The 14,401-nt window shown below is 71.4% G+C and carries 14 protein-coding genes; 7 read left to right on the top strand and 7 right to left on the bottom strand.

Features of this window, described 5'->3' with window-relative positions; genetic code table 11:
* Positions 1–96: 96 nt before the first annotated feature.
* Entirely contained in the window at positions 97–513 is a 417-nt protein-coding gene (locus tag ACIQU4_RS10555; protein ID WP_403728039.1) for an MmcQ/YjbR family DNA-binding protein, read from the bottom strand.
* 475 nt (positions 514–988) lie between these two features.
* Here ACIQU4_RS10555 and ACIQU4_RS10550 point away from each other — a divergent pair, with 475 nt between their 5' ends.
* Both ACIQU4_RS10550 and ACIQU4_RS10545 read left to right on the top strand, forming a co-directional pair.
* Positions 989–2,602 (top strand): PKD domain-containing protein, encoded by a 1,614-nt coding sequence (locus ACIQU4_RS10550; RefSeq protein ID WP_403728038.1) that lies wholly within the window; start codon positions 989–991, stop codon positions 2,600–2,602.
* A gap of 125 nt (positions 2,603–2,727) precedes the next feature.
* Positions 2,728–3,999, top strand: coding sequence for a saccharopine dehydrogenase family protein (locus ACIQU4_RS10545; RefSeq protein WP_403728036.1), 1,272 nt, complete (start codon positions 2,728–2,730; stop codon positions 3,997–3,999).
* Positions 4,000–4,011: 12 nt separating this feature from the next.
* Here the strand turns inward: ACIQU4_RS10545 and ACIQU4_RS10540 are convergent, their stop codons facing one another.
* The gene (locus tag ACIQU4_RS10540) at positions 4,012–4,689 is read right to left on the bottom strand and encodes an endonuclease V (RefSeq protein WP_403728034.1); all 678 of its coding nucleotides are present in this window, start codon (positions 4,687–4,689) and stop codon (positions 4,012–4,014) included.
* Positions 4,690–4,715: 26 nt separating this feature from the next.
* On the opposite strand from ACIQU4_RS10540, the gene ACIQU4_RS10535 reads away from it, so the two are divergent.
* Complete coding sequence (locus tag ACIQU4_RS10535) at positions 4,716–5,015, top strand: YciI family protein (protein WP_403728033.1); 300 nt, start codon at positions 4,716–4,718, stop codon at positions 5,013–5,015.
* A gap of 578 nt (positions 5,016–5,593) precedes the next feature.
* Here the strand turns inward: ACIQU4_RS10535 and ACIQU4_RS10530 are convergent.
* Together ACIQU4_RS10530 and ACIQU4_RS10525 are read right to left on the bottom strand one after the other, a co-directional pair.
* On the bottom strand, positions 5,594–6,130 hold the full coding sequence (locus tag ACIQU4_RS10530) for a DoxX family protein (protein ID WP_403728031.1): 537 nt from the start codon (positions 6,128–6,130) through the stop codon (positions 5,594–5,596).
* Positions 6,131–6,803: 673 nt separating this feature from the next.
* Complete coding sequence (locus tag ACIQU4_RS10525; protein ID WP_403728029.1) at positions 6,804–7,871, bottom strand: WD40/YVTN/BNR-like repeat-containing protein; 1,068 nt, start codon at positions 7,869–7,871, stop codon at positions 6,804–6,806.
* A 95-nt stretch (positions 7,872–7,966) separates the two neighbouring features.
* On the opposite strand from ACIQU4_RS10525, the gene ACIQU4_RS10520 reads away from it, so the two are divergent.
* The 4 genes from ACIQU4_RS10520 (at position 7,967) to ACIQU4_RS10505 (ending at position 12,026) form a co-directional block, all read left to right on the top strand.
* Positions 7,967–8,383, top strand: coding sequence for a (4Fe-4S)-binding protein (locus ACIQU4_RS10520; protein WP_387291416.1), 417 nt, complete (start codon positions 7,967–7,969; stop codon positions 8,381–8,383).
* Between the two features lie 178 nt (positions 8,384–8,561).
* Positions 8,562–8,978: an SsgA family sporulation/cell division regulator gene (locus tag ACIQU4_RS10515; protein WP_403728028.1), complete on the top strand. Its 417-nt coding sequence runs from the start codon at positions 8,562–8,564 to the stop codon at positions 8,976–8,978.
* Between the two features lie 211 nt (positions 8,979–9,189).
* A complete protein-coding gene (locus ACIQU4_RS10510) occupies positions 9,190–10,830 on the top strand; it encodes an ABC-F family ATP-binding cassette domain-containing protein (protein WP_403728026.1) in 1,641 nt (546 codons plus the stop codon).
* Positions 10,831–11,054: 224 nt separating this feature from the next.
* The gene (locus ACIQU4_RS10505) at positions 11,055–12,026 is read left to right on the top strand and encodes an acyl-ACP desaturase (protein WP_403728025.1); all 972 of its coding nucleotides are present in this window, start codon (positions 11,055–11,057) and stop codon (positions 12,024–12,026) included.
* Between the two features lie 119 nt (positions 12,027–12,145).
* Here ACIQU4_RS10505 and ACIQU4_RS10500 read toward each other — a convergent pair whose 3' ends face one another.
* From ACIQU4_RS10500 to ligD, 3 genes are all read right to left on the bottom strand, one after another.
* Entirely contained in the window at positions 12,146–12,391 is a 246-nt protein-coding gene (locus ACIQU4_RS10500) for a WhiB family transcriptional regulator (protein ID WP_030162223.1), read from the bottom strand.
* A 77-nt stretch (positions 12,392–12,468) separates the two neighbouring features.
* On the bottom strand, positions 12,469–13,263 hold the full coding sequence (locus ACIQU4_RS10495) for a VOC family protein (protein WP_403728023.1): 795 nt from the start codon (positions 13,261–13,263) through the stop codon (positions 12,469–12,471).
* Between the two features lie 56 nt (positions 13,264–13,319).
* Entirely contained in the window at positions 13,320–14,339 is a 1,020-nt protein-coding gene (gene ligD, locus ACIQU4_RS10490) for a non-homologous end-joining DNA ligase (RefSeq protein WP_030162219.1), read from the bottom strand.
* Positions 14,340–14,401 lie beyond the last annotated feature (62 nt).

The following is a 14,401-nucleotide window of genomic DNA, read 5'->3' as shown; positions in this document are numbered from 1 at the left end:
CATCCGTAGCATCCGTGGCGCGCGCCATTGTGTGACACAACTGATGTAACACCAGAGATGCTAGGAACGCGTTCCACTCAGCACAAGAGCAACCGCTTAGCCGGTTGACTCGTTTCGCGCGTCGGGGCTCGCGTCGAGCCGCCCGTCGAGTTCCTTCAGGTGCCGCTTGAGGGCGACCGTGCGGTAGCTCTCCTCCACCCACTCGCACAGCACGTCGAGGGGCGGCGCCCCCTTCTCCCCCAAGGGCACGGAGACCCAGCCGGCCCTCCCCAGCCCGTACCCGGTCGGCTCCGCCCCCGGCGCGGTCATGGCGTGGCCGTGCAGCGCCTCGTCCTTGAGCTTCACGGAGAACCCGGGCGACCGCGGGCCGTCGACGCCGCCCAGGAACACGAAGATCTTCTTGTTGACCTTCACGACGCAGTCCTCGGGCCCCCAGGGAAACTCCATCACGGCCTCCGGCAGCCCCCGGGCAAACTCCCGCACCGCCTCCCACTTGCGCACCGCAGCCTTCATCGACGCCTCCTTCACCACAGCTCATACGCGCCCGCACGGACAGTCCCTCTCCACGCTAGCGCCGCCCCCTGACACGGGCCGGGAACCGGGAAACGGACACCGGGAACCCGACAACGGCCTTTCCCGCCGGGGCCATCGGGCCTCCCGACCCGCGCCATCGACTACCGGAACCGGAACGACGGCGACATCGGCCCCGCCGTCGGCCTTTTCGGGGCCTACCCGGACAACTGATCAGAGAACACGAAACCCCTGATCACAGCAGCCGGGATACGATTTTCAGGCTGCTGTCGAGGTAGTTCCCGAAGGCGCGTGAAATTAAGGCGGGGGGCCTTAAGCGGAAGGTCAGGAGCTATGTAATCTGAGCGAGCTTTCAGCCCTGGCCAAGGGCTCACGGAACATAGGGGGCTCGGTGTCCTACCGCCGACTCGCAGCATCTGCGGCCGTCTTCGCGGCCGGCATTTCTCTCATACCGGGCATGGCCCACGCGGCCGGCGCGGACTCAGGCGATGCCCAGGGCATCAGCAAGCCCGACCTGGCCCAGGACGGGCTGAAGGACACCACCAAGTTCTCCAGCCCGGCGAACCGGTCGATCCGGCAGAGCGCACCGGTCCCCACGGGCAAGCTCGCGGCCGCTCCCATGGCGGAGACCGCCGGCGCCGCCAACCCGACCCTCGCGGTCGGCCTGGACGCGTTCGCCCTTTCCGCGCACACGGTCGCGCTGGACAGCTCCGTCACCAGCGCGGCCACCCCGCTCGACATCAGCATCGCCTGGGGCGACGGGGCCACCACCACCGCCTCGGCCTCCGGCACTCAGGTCGTGAACTCCGAGCACACCTACGCGGAGCTCGGCACCTACACCGTCAAGGTCACCGTGACGGACAAGGCGGCCAACACCTCGGTCACCAACGAGGTGGCGTTCACGACCGCGGGCTCGGACTACACCCCGTACGGCCCGACCCGTCTGCTGGACACCCGCAACGGCACCGGCGCCCCGAAGGCCGCCAAGGTCGCCGCGTACACCTCCGCGCACCTGAAGATCGGCGGGAACGGCTCCATCCCCGCCGGCGTGACCGCAGTGGTCCTCAACGTCACCGTCACCGGCACCACCAGCGGCGGCCACGTCACCGCCTTCGCCGACGGCGACGACCGTCCGAGCACCTCGAACGTCAACTTCGTCCCCGGCCAGACGGTCCCGAACCTGGTCATCGTGCCGGTCGGCCCGAACGGTTACGTCAACCTGTACAACGGCGGCTGGGAGTCGGTCGACCTCATCGCCGACGTCACCGGCTACTTCACGCAGACGGCGTCCAGCGGCTACACCCCGCTGGCGCCGCAGCGGTTCGTCGACACCCGCAGCGGCACGGGCACCGCCAAGGGCCAGCTCGCCGGGTACGGGTCCTTCAGCACCCAGATCAGCGGCCTGGGCCAGGTGCCGGCCTCCGGCGTCACCGCCGTGGCGCTCAACGTGACCGTCACCAACCCGCGCAGCGACGGCCACCTGACCGTCTACCCGAGCGGTCAGCAGGCCCCGACCGCGTCCAACGTGAACTTCACCACCGGTCAGACCATCGCCAACTCGGTGATCGTCCCGGTCGGCCCCGACGGCAAGATCAGCATCCGCAACGGCGGCTGGAACCCGGCCGACATCATCGTCGACGTCGTCGGCTACTACAGCCCGCAGAGCAAGGGCTCGTACCTGCCGTTCACACCGGTGCGCATGCTCGACACCCGCGACCCCCAGGACCCGGTCTACGGCCCCCTGGCCGGCCGCGACTACATCTACACGGCGATGTCCGACCCCGGTGACGGCGTCACGGGCTTCGTGCTCAACACCACGGTGACCAACACCAGGGACAGCGGCTTCCTCGCGGTCTCCCCGGACCCGAACACGCAGGACGCGTACGACAACGACGCGGCGAGCCAGCCGACGCCGCCCACCTCCTCCACCCTGAACTGGACGACCGGCAAGACCGTCCCGAACCTGGTCCAGGCGAGCACCGGCGGCACCGGCCTCGTCGACTTCTGGAACCAGAGCGACGGCGACACCGACCTCATCGTCGACGTCTTCGGGATGTACCAGGAGAACTGACCCACCGCGCCCCGCGCCGCTCGCAGCGCCCCGGGAACGGCCGTCCAGGCCGCCCCCGGGGCGCTGTTCTGCGTACGGGGCGCGGGGGTTAGCCTCAGCCACCGACAGGAGTGGGAGGAGCCGTGATGGACGAAGAGGTTCGGCGGGCTGACGAGGCTGCGGAGCGCGAACGGGGCGGGGACCGGGATCGGGATCGGGAACGGGAACGGGAACGGGATCGGGATCGGGAACGTTCCTACGACGTGGTGCTCTTCGGGGCGACCGGGTTCGTCGGGGCCCTGACCGCCGAGTACCTCGCCGCGCACGCCCCCGCCGACTGCCGGTGGGCCCTCGCGGGGCGCGACCTCGGGAAGCTGGAGCGGCTGCGCGAGCGGCTGACCCTGCTCGACCCCGGCTGCGCGTCGCTGCCCCTGCTGCGCGCGGACGCCGGGGACGCGCGGGCCGTACGGGAACTGGCCGCCTCCACCCGGGTCCTGGCCACGACCGTCGGACCGTACGTCCTGTACGGAGCGGAGCTGGTCGCCGCCTGCGCCGCGGCGGGCACGGACTACGTGGACCTCACCGGCGAGCCGGAGTTCGTGGACCGGATGTACGTCGAGCACGACGCCCGGGCCCGGGAGACCGGCGCGCGGCTCGTGCACGCCTGCGGCTTCGACTCGATCCCGGCCGACCTCGGCGCGTACTTCACGGTGGGGCAGCTGCCGGAGGGCGTCCCGCTCCGGGTGGACGGGTTCATGCGCTCCAATGCGACCTTCTCCGGCGGAACCCTGGCCTCCGCCCTGACCGCCATGGGCCGCGGACCGCAGACCCTGGCCGCGGCGCAGGAGCGCCGCCTCCACGAGCCCCGACTGCCGGGGCGCCGCGTACGAAGCCCCCTGGGCGCGCCGCGGTTCAGCCGGGAGACCGGCACGTGGGCGCTGCCGCTGCCGACCCTGGACCACCGCGTCGTGACCCGCTCGGCAGCCGCGCTGGAGCGGTACGGGCCGGACTTCCGCTATCGGCAGTACGCCTCGGTGAAGCACCTGCCGGTAGCCGTGGGCGGTGCGGCGGCGGTCGGCGGAGCGGTGGCCCTGGCTCAGCTCCCGGCGGCGCGGCGGTGGCTGATGAGCCGCTGGGAGGCGGGCCAGGGCCCGGACGCGGAGCGGCGGGCGCGCAGCTGGTTCACGGTCCGCTTCGTGGGCGAGGGCGGTGGCAGCCGGGTGTTCACCGAGGTCTCGGGCGGCGACCCGGGCTACGGGGAGACCGCCAAGATGCTGGCGGAGTCGGCGCTGTGCCTCGCGTACGACGCCCTGCCGGAGCGGGCCGGCCAGCTCACCACGGCGGTGGCGATGGGCGACGCTCTGCTGGACCGGCTCCAGAAGGCGGGGATCCGGTTCCGGGTGGCCTCGGCTCGCTGAACCGGCCGGTGGTCAGGAGGCTTCGCGCAGGGCGCGTCGGCAGAGGGAGTCGGCGTGCCGGGTGGACTCGGGGATCCGGAAGCGCGGGCTCAGCGCGAGGGCGTGGGCGCAGGCGGTGTCGAGCGAGATCCGGTGGCCCACGGAGACGTACACCGGCTTGATCCCGTCCTGCGTGCGCAGCGCCCGCCCGACGACGACGCCGTCGGCCGCGACCAGCGGGGCCGCGTCGCCGCGCCGGTCCCCCGGCTCCTCGTACGTGAACGTGAAGGGGTTCTTCGCGACGCCCATGCTCGGCAGTCCGGTGACGACCCCGAGGTGGCAGGCGAGGCCGAAGCCGCGGGGGTGGGCGAGCCCGTAGCCGTCGCAGACGACCAGGTCGGGGGCGGCGGTGAGGGAGTCGAGCGCGGCCAGCACGGTGGGCAGCTCCCGGAAGGCGAGGAGCCCGGGCACGTACGGGAAGCTGACGTGCCCGACGGCGGTCGCCTGCTCGACGACCTCCAGCGTGGCGGCGTCGAGGACGACTGCCGCGGCGGCGACCAGGTCGCGCTCGTCGTCGTAGGCGACGTCCACGCCAGCGACCAGCCCGCGCCCGGGCGGCGGGCCGGCCTCGTCGAGCACCACACTCTTACGCAGTTCGTCCTGTATCGCCCGGGCCTCGGCCTCACCGGCGGGGATCTTCACACTCGTCATGATGGTGCGAGAGTAGCCTGACGATCATGTTCGTCATGGAGCTCACCTACACCGCACCCATCGAGGCCGTCGAAGACGAGCTGGACGCCCACATCGCGTGGCTGGACGGCTACTACGCCTCGGGCGTCTTCCTCGCCTCGGGCCGCAAGGTCCCGCGCGAGGGCGGGATCATTCTCGCCGCGGGCGTCTCCCGCGCGGAAGTCGAGCGCATCGCGGCAGAGGACCCCTTCACCGTGGCCGGCGTCTGCGAGTACCGCATCACGGAGTTCATCGCGACGAAGACGTCGTCGGACCTGGCGACGGTACGGGAGAACCCGGGGGCGTAGGGGTGGGGTGGGGGGCTTCGGGGGCGGGGGCCGTCTTTTCGGGGTCGGGCGGGCCGGTCGGGGTTTCGGGGGTCGGGGCCCTGTCGTTCGGGGTCGGTGGTGTGTCCGGGGGCGTCCCGTCAGTCCACTGTCCTTCCGTGTCGGGTCGGTCCGTCAAGGGCGCTCACTTCGTTCGCGTCGCTTCGCGATGGCCTTCGGCCACCCTTGACCGACCGCCCCGCCCCGGAATGCCATAAGACTGCCGGGAAGCCCCCGAAGGAATGGCCGGGAGGTCAACCGACCAGGAGCGGCCGAGTCAGAGATCCTGATCTCCCGCCCCTGTCCATCCGCACCCCGCCCACCAGGACCACCAAGCCCAGCCGGTGACGGGGGCCCGGGGAGAGCCAACCTGCACCAGACAGCGATGAGATGACGATGCAGCCCCCAGGACGCGTCAGATCGCTACGCGCTCCTCATTTCTCAGCGTCCGACGACCGTCCGGGGCTGGACATAGGCCGCCCACGACCGGGACGAACTCCGCGACGACGCGACTGCGGGTCGTTCGGGGTGTTTTGGCGAGCGGGCGGGACGGAGGTGGGTCAGTCACGGATGAGAAGGACGACGAATCCCACTACGGCTCCCAGCGCCAGTCCGAGAACGGAGTAGCGGGGTCTCGACTCGCGCAGGACGGGGAGGAAGTGGTCGACGGAGAAGCGGCCCGGCCCGGTGAGGGTGAGGGCGATGACCGCGGCGAAGAGCACGGACTCGAGTTCCACACCCTTGGGGGCGAAGAAGGCGCTCAAGCCCCGAACTGCCAGGATGTTGATGAAGGTGCCGGTCAAGGCCGCGCCGACGAGCGGAGTGAGCAGGCCGAGGGCGAGACCCAGGCCACCCAGGGTCTCGGAGAGACCGGCGATGGCGGCCATGGCCTTCCCGGCGGGGTAGCCGCTCATCGAGAAACCCTTGCCGGTTGCGGTGAAACCGGGGCCGCTGAACCAACCGAAGAGCTTCTGCGTGCCGTGGCCGACCATGGTGAGGCCGACGACGAGCCGGAGCACGAGCAGGCCGATGTCGTGGGTGGCGGTGGTTGCGGACGTGGCACCAAAGATCGCGCGGTCCCGTAGTTCGTACGCCATGAACGTCCGTTTCTTCCGTCGCCTGCGAGCGACGGCCACCCTATGACGCTCCGCTGCAATGACCCGGCCGCAACGTCGTCGGCCCCCGTCGTCGACCCGTTCGGCCGCAGACCAACCGCGCCCAGCCCCAGACGGTCGTCGGACGCTGAGAAATGAGGAGCGCGTAGCGATCTGACGCGTCCCGGGGGCTACATCGTCATCTCATCGCTGTCTGGTGCAGGTTGGCCCTCCCCGCGCCCCGTCACCGGCTGGGCTTTGTGGTCCTGGTGGGCTGGGTGCGGATGGACAGGGAGGTCCTGGTCGGCATCTGTGACTCGGCCGCTCCTGGTCGGTTGACCTCCCGGCCATTCCTTCGGGGGCTTCCCGGCAGTCTTATGGCATTCCGGGGCGGGGCGGTCGGTCAAGGGTGGCCGAAGGCCATCGCGAAGCGACGCGAACGAAGTGAGCGCCCTTGACGGACCGACCCGACACGGAAGGACAGTGGACTGACGGGACGCCCCCGGACACACCACCGACCCCGAACGACAGGGCCCCGACCCCCGAAACCCCGACCGCCCCTCCCGACCCCGAACGACAGGGGCCCGACCCCCGAAACCCCGACCGGCCCCGAGCACATGGACCCGCCCCCGAAGCCCCGACCGGCCTCGCCCGACCCCAATTACTCGGCCTCCCCTCAAACCCCCTCCAGCCTCCCCACCCTCCCCTTCTCCCCCGCCGCCCAGCAGCCGCCGTCACCCGCGCAGTCGACCGTGTCGAACGAGCCCTCGGCCAATGCCCGCCACGTCCTGCCCCCGTCCGTCGTCACGTCCGTGCCCGTCGGGCCCACCGCCAGGGCCGCGGAGCGCAGGTGCGGGAGCCAGGCCGCGCCCGAGCGGTAGGCGGGTGGCGGGGTCGAAGCCGGGTGCCAGGTGCGACCCGCGTCCGCCGATACCGCGGCTGCCTGCGGGGAGGCCTCGCCGGTGCGGTAGTCGCCGCCGACCGCGAGGCCCGTCGTACGGTCGCGGAAGGCCAGGGCGAAGACCCCCTTGGCCGGGTCTCCCGCCGGGATGCCCGACTCGGCGACCCGCCAGGTGCGGCCGCGGTCCGCCGAGTGCAGGATCCGGGCGACCGCGCCGCCGCCCGTGGCCAGCCATACGTCGCGCGACCCGGCGTTCACCAGGCACTGGCCACTGGCCGCGAAGCCCGCCTCGCCCGGCAGGGCGTCGGGCATCCCCGTGCTCGGCAGCACCGCCCAGTTGCGGCCGCCGTCGTCCGTCGACAGGACCCGGAACTTGCCGTCCACCGGGTCGCTCATGGCCAGCCCGTGGCGGGAGTCGAAGAAGGTGAGGCAGTCGTAGAAGGCCCGCGGGTCGGGGTTGCGGAAGGCCTCGGTCCAGGTGGCGCCGCCGTCCTCGGTGCGCAGCACCCGCGAGGCTTCGCCCTCCCCGATGGACAGGGCCACCGCGCGCCGCGCGTCGAAGGCCTCGATGTCGCGCAGCTCCAGGCCCTCCGCGACCGCGCCCGGCGGTGAGACGTCACGCCAGCTGCGGCCGCCGTCCACCGTGCGCAGCACCGTGCCCTTGGAGCCGGCCACCCAGGCCGTGGAGCGGCTGACCGCCGCCAGCCCGCGGAACCGGGCGTCCTTGCCGGTGTCCTTCAGCGCCCAGCCCGCGCGCCCGTCCCGTAAGCCCTGCACGTCGTCCAGGTTCTCCGCGTGCGCCGGGGCGGCCAGCAGACCCACCGCCAGAGCCGCCGCGCACATGCCAACTCCAAGAAGTCTCATGGCGCCGGAAGCTAATGCAGACCGGATTCGGCGTCCAGGGTGCGTCCGTGCCGCCGCGTTCCTACGCTGAGGCCATGCCATCCAAGGAACCCAAGGCCTACGACGGCAAGCGCATCACCGTCACCTACGACACCGGGCGGTGCCTGCACGCCGCCGAATGCGTGCGCGGCCTCCCCGAGGTGTTCGACTCGGGGAAGCGTCCGTGGGTGCAGCCGGACGGCGCCGAGCCGGAGCGGGTCGCCGAGGTGATCCGCCGGTGCCCCTCGGGTGCGCTCCAGTACCGGCTCGCCGACGACGGGCCGGCCGAGGAGCCGGACCGGCCGACCACGGTCGTACGGTCGCCCGCCGGCCAGCTCGTGATGCGCGGCGATCTGCGCGTGACGACCCCCGAAGGGACCGTCCGACGCGAGACCAGGGCGATGCTTTGCGCCTGTGGAGTGAGCGGGAACCAGCCGTTCTGCGACCACTCCGGGGCGTGCGGCAGCGACTGAGGCCCCTTCACCCGCGCCCCTCCCCCCGTCACTCTGTGCGATCAAACGGACGCGTTCCAGCCAATCGGTGACACAGCTCACGTCAGTTCGCATGCACGGATTTGCCGATTCCGGCGTCTATCCGGTTGTCGGGCTTCACCCCACGCCCGGCAGCAGATCCGCCGCAAGGGAGCGAGCCTTGATCACTGTTATCGAGCAGGCCGTGCAGGCCCGTCTGGTCGCCACCGCCCCGAAGGTCGAGACCGTACCCGTCACGCTCTGCTACGACCGTGCCGATCCCTTCGCCGTGCGCATGGCCTTCCCCGCTCCGGCCACCCTGGAAGGCATCGAGGTTTCGTGGACGTTCGCCCGCGAGCTCCTCGAATCGGGGCTGGACCGCCCGACGGGGTGCGGCGACGTGCGGGTGCGGCCGTACGACATCGACCGGACCACGATCGAGTTCCACGCCCCCGAGGGCGTGGCGATCGTGCTGATGCTGACGGCCGAGCTGCACCGGTTCCTGGAGCGGGCCGCGGCGGTCGTGCCGCCGGGTCTGGAGCACCTGTACCTCGACATGGACCACAGCCTGGCCGAGCTGATGCGCGACCCGCACTGAGACCCGGCCCCGCCCCCTCCCGCGGTTAATTCGATTGCGGGCGGCTCCGGCCGCCCGTAGCTTCGTCGACGCCCCACTGCCGTCGAAACGGAGCAGGACATTGCTCTTCTGAGGTTCGAGACACCGACCGATCCCACCGATCCGCCACCGGATCCCACCGTCGGCTGTCTCCCCGCGTTGCACGTACCACTCACGCAACCTGGAGGCCTCCATGAGCCATACCCCTGCATTCATCACCTGCTCCGCCCTGTCCTTCGACTGGCCCGACGGCACTCCCGCCTTCGAGGACTTCCAGCTGGCCGTCGGCCCCGGCCGTACCGGCCTGATCGGGCTCAACGGTTGCGGGAAGTCCACCCTGCTGAAGCTCATCGCGGGTGAACTGACGCCGTCCGAAGGCCAGTTGTCCGTTGCCGGCACGGTCGGCCACCTCCCGCAGAACGTCACCCTCGACACCGCCCTGCGCGTGGACGAGGCGCTCGGCATCCACACCGTCCGTGCCGCCCTGCACGCCATCGAGGCGGGCGAGGCCACCGAGGCGAACTTCGCCGCGGTCGGCGACGACTGGGACGTCGAGGAACGGGCCCTGGCCACCCTCGACCAGCTCGGGCTCGCCCGGATCGGCCTGGACCGTACGGTCGGTGAACTGTCGGGCGGCGAATGCGTGTTGCTGCGCCTCGCCGCCCTGCTGCTCGCCCGCCCCGACGTCCTGCTGCTGGACGAGCCGACGAACAACCTGGACCTGCGGGCCCGGCGCCGGCTGTACGCGGCGGTCGAGTCCTGGTCCGGGGTGCTGCTGCTGGTCAGCCACGACCGGGAGCTGCTGGAGCGGGTCGACCAGATCGCCGACCTGCACGACGGCGAAGTCCGCTGGTACGGAGGGAACTTCACGGCGTACGAGGAGCAGCTCGCCGCCGAGCAGGACGCGGCCGAGCGAATGGTCCGGGTCGCGGAGGCCGACGTGCAGCGGCAGAAGCGGGAACTGTCCGACGCTCACCTGAAGTTGGCGCGGCGCAAGCGGTACGGCCAGAAGATGTACGACACGAAGCGCGAGCCGAAGATCGTCATGGGCGCCCGCAAGCGCGCGGCGCAGGAGTCGGCCGGCAAGCACCGCATCCTGCACACCGAGAAGCTGGCGCAGGCGAAGGAGCGGCTGGACCAGGCGGCGGAGGCGGTCCGGGACGACGACGAGATCCGGATCGAGCTGCCCGCCACCCAGGTCCCGCCGGGGCGCCGGGTCCTGACCCTGAGCAACGTGCACCTGGCGCACGGGGCCCGGGCCGAGGGCGAGTGGGAGCTGCGCGGTCCGGAGCGGATCGCGCTCGTGGGCCGCAACGGCAGCGGCAAGACGACCCTGCTGCGCACGATCGCGGGCGCGCTCGCCCCGGCGTCCGGTGAGGCGATCACGCATGTGCCGACGCGGTTCCTGCCGCAGCGGCTGGACGTGCTCGACGAGAGCCGGTCGGTGGTGGAGAACGTGGCCCGCTTCGCCCCGCAGGCCTCGAACAACCTGATCCGGGCGCGGCTCGCGCACTTCCTGTTCCGGGGCGCCCGGGCGGACCGGCCGGCCGGCACCCTGTCGGGCGGCGAGCGGTTCCGGGCGGCGCTGGCGGCACTGCTGCTGGCGGAGCCGGCTCCGCAGCTGCTGATGCTGGACGAGCCGACGAACAACCTGGACCTGGCGAGCGTACGGCAGCTCACGGACGCGCTGGGGTCGTACGAAGGCGCACTGCTGGTGGCCAGCCACGACGTGCCGTTCCTGGAGTCGATCGGGATCACCCGGTGGCTGCTGCTCGACGGCGAGCTGAAGCCGACCACGGCCGAGGAGGTGCGCGAGGCCCTCTGGCACGAGTGACTCCGCAGCCGCGATGCTCGCCGTCAAGGCGGGTGTCGCGGGCCACCTGCCGGGGCGACTTTCGCTCGGGCGGGTCCTTCCCGCGCGCCCTCAAACTGCACAGATAACGGGATGTAACCGGTCATATGAACGCCTGGGGCTTGGCTGGTCCTCACGCTCCGCTTAACCTACGGATTCGTAGGCTACGGAACCGTAGGTATTTCGCTTTGTCCTCAGGAGCACCCGTGACAATCACCTCTCCCCACCTCGGCAGCTCGGAGGCGTGGACCGACGCCAAGCTGCTGTACGCGCTGGAAGAGGTGGTCGAGAAGGAACTCAACCGCCATCTGAAGGTCACCAAGGACTGGATGCCCCACGAGTACGTCCCGTGGAGCGACGGCCGGAACTTCCCGGGCTTCTTCGAGGACGGCGAGGCGTGGGAGCCGGAGCAGTCCAAGGTCACCGACATCGGCAAGATCGCGCTGGTCGTGAACCTGCTGACCGAGGACAACCTCCCCAGCTACCACCACGAGATCGCCACGCTCTTCGGCCGCAACGGCGCCTGGGGCACCTGGGTGCACCGCTGGACGGCCGAGGAGGGCCGCCACGGCATCGTGATGCGCGACTACCTGCTGGCCTCGCGCGCCGTGGACCCGGACAAGCTGGAAGCGTTCCGCATGCAGCACATGTCGGAGGGCTTCGAGTCCGACAACCGGCACTCGATGCTGCACTCGGTGGCGTACGTGGCCTTCCAGGAGCTCGCGACCCGCATCTCGCACCGCAACACCGGCCACCAGTCCGGTGACCCGGTCTGCGACCGGATGCTGGCCCGTATCGCGCAGGACGAGAACCTGCACATGATCTTCTACCGCAACCTGCTGGGCGCGGCCTTCGAGATCGCCCCGGACCTGACGATGCAGGCCGTGCGGGACGTCGTGGTCAACTTCCGGATGCCCGGGCACGGCATGCCCGGCTTCGAGCGCATGGCCGCGCAGATGGCGATCGGCGAGGTCTACAACCTGCGGATCCACCACGACGACGTGCTGAGCCCGGTGATCCGCTTCCTGAAGATCATGGACATCGACGGTCTCGGCCCGGAGGGCCAGAAGGCCCAGGAGGAGCTCGGGCTCTTCATGAACGGCCTGGACTCCGAGGCCCGCAAGTTCGACGAGCGCCTGGCCGCCCGCGCGGCGCGTATCGCGGCCCGCAAGGCCTGACCGCCGCAGAGGCGCCCCAGAGCGCCCCAGAGCGCCTCGAAACCCTGGCACGGGCCCGCCCTGCCAGGGTTTCGCGCTGCCCCGGCGGTGTCGGGCACTGCCCGGCGGGTCGGGCCCTGTCAGCCGCGCGGGCGCAGGGCGAGGCGCTCCGACTCCGAGAGGCCGCCCCAGACGCCGAATCGCTCGTCGTTGGCCAGGGCGTACTCCAGGCATGCCGCGCGGCCCTCGCAGGCCCCGCACAGCCGCTTCGCGTCCCGCAGGGACGAGCCGGGCTCCGGGAAGAAGAAGCCCGGGCCGGTCTGGGCGCACAGGGCGAGGTCGTACCAGGCGGGTGCTGCGGTGGTGGTGGCGGTGTTCATCGACATGCCGGAGATACTCATCGCCGCCGATGGACGTCCGATCAACGCCTGATCAACACCGCTTCGCTGCCGGCCGCGCGCTCTCACGCCCCGGGCGCGGGGGCGCTGGCGATGACCGCGAACCGCGCGCCGTAGGGGTCCGCCAGCTTCGCGAAGCGGCCCACGCCCTCCATGGACACCGGCGACAGCCGGACCTTGCCGCCCGACTCCTCCGCCCTGGCCGCCGTCACGTCGCAGTCGGCGACCTCGAAGTACGGGGTCCAGTAGGGGCGTTCGGCGTCCTCCACCGGGTCGGCCCCGATCGGGACCAGGCCGCCGAAGGCCGCCTCGTCGGACGCGCCCGCCGCCTTGACCACCGTGTACGAGCCGCCCTCGAACGGCATCTCGCTGATCTCCCACCCGAAGACCGAGCCGTAGAAGGCGGCGGCCGCCGGCACATCACCCGTGTACAGCTCGGTCCAGCACAGGGTGCCGACGTCGGTCACCGCGCCGAGGCCTTCGATCCTGCCGGGCTGCCAGACCGAGAACGTGACCCCCGCCGGGTCGGCGAAGATCGCCATCCGGCCGAGGCCCATGACGTCCCGGGGTTCGACCGCCACCGTGCCGCCCGCCTTGACCACGGCAGCCGCCGTGGCGTCCGCGTCGGGGCTCTGGAAGTACAGCGTCCAGGCCGATCGGACCTCCTCCGGCGCGACGGCCATGCCGCCGGCCACCGTCTCGCCGTCGAGCTGGAACATCGCGTATCCGCCGGCTTCCTCGCCGCCCGGCCGGTAGTCCCAGCCGAACAGTCCGGTGTAGAACCCGGCCGCGCCGTCGAGGTCGGGCGTGCCGAGGTCGACCCAGTTCGGTGAGCCGCCCGTGTAGTCCGTCGTGAGCATGACCCGTACTCCTTCCGTCCTCCCTACGAGCATGGCACCCGCCACCGACAGCACGCTCAGTCCTCGTGCTTCGCCCGGCTCGGCTGGACGCGCTTGGGTTCGCCCGGCATCTTCGGGTAGTCCGGCGGGTAGGGCATGTCGCCGAGGCCGTGGTCGTGTTCGTGGCGCTCGGCCAGTTCCAGGGCCGCATCCAGGGTGAAGGCGTGGTCGTCCATGTCCGCGTGCAGGTCGCCGAGCTCGGCGTAGCGCGCCGGCATCGTGGTGATGTCGAAGTCGCGGGGCTCGGCCGAGTCGATCTCGTCCCAGCGCAGTGGGGCCGAGACGGGGGCGTGCGGGCGCGGGCGTACGGAGTACGCGGAGGCGATCGTGCGGTCGCGGGCGGTCTGGTTGTAGTCGACGAAGATCCGCTCGCCGCGCTCCTCCTTCCACCACGCCGTGGTCACCTTGCCGGGCATCCGCTGTTCCAGCTCGCGGCCGATCGCGATCGCGCAGCGCCGGACCTCGGTGAAGGTCCAGCGCGGTTCGATCGGGACGAAGACGTGCAGACCGCGCCCGCCGGAGGTCTTGGGCCAGCCGCGCAGGCCCAGGTCCTCCAGTACGTCGCGCAGTTCGTGGGCGCAGATCACCGCGTGGTGGTAGTCGGTGCCCGGCTGCGGGTCCAGGTCGATGCGCAGTTCGTCGGGACGGTCGGTGTCCTCGCGCCGCACCGGCCAGGGGTGGAAGGTGAGGCAGCCCAGGTTGGCGGCCCACAGCACGGCGGCCGGCTCGGTCGGGCAGATCTCGTCGGCCGTCCGCCCGCTGGGGAACTCGATGTGGGCGGTCGGGATCCAGTCGGGCAGGTTCTTCGGGGCCCGCTTCTGGAAGAAGGACTCGCCCTCCACCCCTTCGGGGTAGCGCTCCAGGGTGGTGGGCCGGTTGCGCAGGGCGCGCGTGATCCCGTCGGCCACCGACAGGTAGTACTGCGCCACGTCCAGCTTCGTCAGGCCCCGCTCGGGGAAGTAGACCTTGTCCGGGCTGGACAGCCGCACGGTGCGCCCGCCCGCGTCCAGCTCGATGGCATTACCGGATGCACCCATGTGCGCCACGGTAGGCGGCCCCCGCCTGGTGCGCATACCGGGCGGGCAGGGACGTACCACCG

This window comes from Streptomyces sp. NPDC090741, assembly GCF_044769045.1.
In the GTDB taxonomy this organism is placed as follows: Bacteria; Actinomycetota; Actinomycetes; order Streptomycetales; family Streptomycetaceae; genus Streptomyces.
Note: the sequence above shows the minus strand (reverse complement) of the source record. Positions and strands in the feature narration are given on the sequence as shown.

Excerpts from the sequence above, each read along its gene's own strand:
- ACIQU4_RS10555 (WP_403728039.1), bottom strand. The coding sequence starts at position 513 with ATGAAGGCTGCGGTGCGCAAGTGGGAGGCGGTGCGGGAGTTTGCCCGG.
- ACIQU4_RS10550 (WP_403728038.1), top strand. The coding sequence starts at position 989 with ATGGCCCACGCGGCCGGCGCGGACTCAGGCGATGCCCAGGGCATCAGC.
- ACIQU4_RS10545 (WP_403728036.1), top strand. The coding sequence starts at position 2,728 with ATGGACGAAGAGGTTCGGCGGGCTGACGAGGCTGCGGAGCGCGAACGG.
- ACIQU4_RS10540 (WP_403728034.1), bottom strand. The coding sequence starts at position 4,689 with ATGACGAGTGTGAAGATCCCCGCCGGTGAGGCCGAGGCCCGGGCGATA.
- ACIQU4_RS10535 (WP_403728033.1), top strand. The coding sequence starts at position 4,716 with ATGTTCGTCATGGAGCTCACCTACACCGCACCCATCGAGGCCGTCGAA.
- ACIQU4_RS10530 (WP_403728031.1), bottom strand. The coding sequence starts at position 6,130 with ATGGCGTACGAACTACGGGACCGCGCGATCTTTGGTGCCACGTCCGCA.
- ACIQU4_RS10525 (WP_403728029.1), bottom strand. The coding sequence starts at position 7,871 with ATGTGCGCGGCGGCTCTGGCGGTGGGTCTGCTGGCCGCCCCGGCGCAC.
- ACIQU4_RS10520 (WP_387291416.1), top strand. The coding sequence starts at position 7,967 with ATGCCATCCAAGGAACCCAAGGCCTACGACGGCAAGCGCATCACCGTC.
- ACIQU4_RS10510 (WP_403728026.1), top strand. The coding sequence starts at position 9,190 with ATGAGCCATACCCCTGCATTCATCACCTGCTCCGCCCTGTCCTTCGAC.
- ACIQU4_RS10500 (WP_030162223.1), bottom strand. The coding sequence starts at position 12,391 with ATGTCGATGAACACCGCCACCACCACCGCAGCACCCGCCTGGTACGAC.
- ACIQU4_RS10495 (WP_403728023.1), bottom strand. The coding sequence starts at position 13,263 with ATGCTCACGACGGACTACACGGGCGGCTCACCGAACTGGGTCGACCTC.
- ligD (WP_030162219.1), bottom strand. The coding sequence starts at position 14,339 with ATGGGTGCATCCGGTAATGCCATCGAGCTGGACGCGGGCGGGCGCACC.